Consider the following 1,875-nt stretch of genomic DNA (forward strand, 5'->3'; position numbering starts at 1 on the left):
GACATCTCGAAGCGTGGAGAACGGCCGTCTCCGCTGTCCCGTGAAGAACCGCAGGTCAGCAGGACGAGTGACCCGCGAGGTTAAACGCCAAGCTCAGAGGTCGTTCTCTTTCCGAACCTCGTGTGCGGTTTCCGCTGGTCCGGCATGAGATGGCGGCTGGCACGGAAGTCTCGGTCCGTTGCTGACCGAGAGTCGTGGGGGTTGCGGATGCCGTCGATGCGGGCGGTGTTGGAAGCGCGGCAGAAGGCCGCGGCGGTGCGGGTGGAGGATCTCGAAGCCGAGCTGGAGCGGGTGCGGGCGACTCTGGCGGAGGCGGAAGAGGTGCTCAGGCGCCGGGTGATCGGCCTGGAGCAGTATCTGGAGGCGCTGGCCGAGGAGGATGCGCCCGCCGTGGCCGTCGTGTCGCAGAGGAAGCCGGTGGGTCCGCGCCGGGCGGTGCCTCACCGCCAGGACGCGGCCGGAACCGAGGTGCTGTCGGTGGACTACCAGGCGTTGATGGCCGCCGCCCTGGAGGCGGGAGCCGATGGGCTGGGTGCCCGGCGGGCAGCGGTGGTGCTGGCTGGGACAGCGCCTCCGCCTCCCGTGTCGAAGGAGCCAGGGCCCGACTGAAACGGCTGGTGGAACGAGGCTGGCTGGTCGAGGAGAAGCCGGGCAGCTTCATGCTGCCCGTGCCGGAGCAGGACGCTGCCGGCGCTGGGCGGCCAAGCGGCGGCTCATGAGCATGGTCATCGACCACAGGATGACGGTCTCGCTGGTGTCGGTGCGCCGTTCGTAGTCACGGACCAGGCGCCGGCTGCGCAGGAGCCAGGCGAAGGACCTTTCGACGACCCAGCGGCGGGGCAGGACCTCAAAGCCGCTGGCATCGTCGCTGCGGCGGACGATGTCAAGGACGACTCCCAGGTGCTGGGCGGTCCAGTCGGTGAGGTGACCGGTGTAACCGCCGTCGGCCCAGATGCGCGCAAGCCGCCGAAAGTGATTCTTTGCTGCGGACAGCAGGGGGCGAGCCCCGTCCCGGTCGGTCGTGGAGGCCGGCGTGACCAGCACGGCCAGCAGGAGCCCGAGGGTGTCGGTGAGCAGGTGGCGCTTGCGCCCGTTGATCTTCTTCCCGGCGTCGTATCCCCGTGAAGCGAGGGCCACGGTGGTGTCCGCCTTTACCGACTGTGAGTCGACGACCGCCGCGCTCGGCTCCGGGCTGCGGCCCTCAGACATGCGGACGGCTTCGCGCAGCCGGTCGTGCAGCTCGGTCACCAGTCCCGTGTCCCGCCAGCGGGCGAAGAAGGCATACACGCGTGGCCAGGGCGGGAAGTCGGCGGGCATCGCCCGCCATTTGATGCCGTTGTCGACGAGGTAGCGCACGGCATCGATCATCTGCCGGTGGCAGTAGCCCTCCGGACGGCCGCCCCGGCCCGCCAGCCATCCCGGCACCGGGAGCAGGTCCCGCACCAGTGCCCACTCGGCATCGCTCATGTCCGAGTCGTACCGGGGCCGGCGCTCCGGCCGGTCAGCCGCGTTCCCGAACCGATGGGCGAGACAGTCACACCCATGGGTGGACCGACTGGACCCGGCAACCACGACCACGCGACACTTCGACAACAGGGCCTCTTGCTTCTCGCTGGACTCGACAACCGCGAGCTCCCAAGAGGCCCTTCCTTCATGCCCCGACCTCGGCCAACTCACCCGATGCAGGAGCCTGTTCGAACCGGACCGAGCACACGAACGGATAGAGAACGGCCAGTTAGACCGCGAGAGCAACGTGATCGCGAAGTCACACTGGAGTATAAGAGCGTGTCCTATGTGGTGATCGCTCGTTGGGCTGTCTATGGGGCGGGGTACGTGGAGTTGGATTGTTCCGGACGGGCTGTGGGAGATCGCCGA

General features: G+C 68.4%; 1 protein-coding gene and 1 pseudogene. One reads left to right on the forward strand and one right to left on the reverse strand.

Annotated elements, in window-relative coordinates; genetic code table 11:
• The first annotated feature begins 216 nt into the window (after positions 1–216).
• Positions 217–719, forward strand: a pseudogene (locus ACFYOH_RS44730) (hypothetical protein).
• On the opposite strand, the gene ACFYOH_RS44735 reads toward ACFYOH_RS44730, so the two are convergent.
• Positions 658–1,467, reverse strand: coding sequence for an IS5 family transposase (locus ACFYOH_RS44735; protein ID WP_388638103.1), 810 nt, complete (start codon positions 1,465–1,467; stop codon positions 658–660). The pseudogene ACFYOH_RS44730 and the gene ACFYOH_RS44735 sit on opposite strands and share 62 nt — an antisense overlap.
• Positions 1,468–1,875: the final 408 nt, after the last annotated feature.

The sequence above is a fragment of the Streptomyces sp. NPDC007856 genome (assembly GCF_042868225.1).
Classification (GTDB): domain Bacteria; phylum Actinomycetota; class Actinomycetes; order Streptomycetales; family Streptomycetaceae; genus Streptomyces.

Coding starts and splice junctions, on each gene's coding strand:
- ACFYOH_RS44735 (WP_388638103.1), bottom strand. CDS start 1,467: ATGAGCGATGCCGAGTGGGCACTGGTGCGGGACCTGCTCCCGGTGCCG.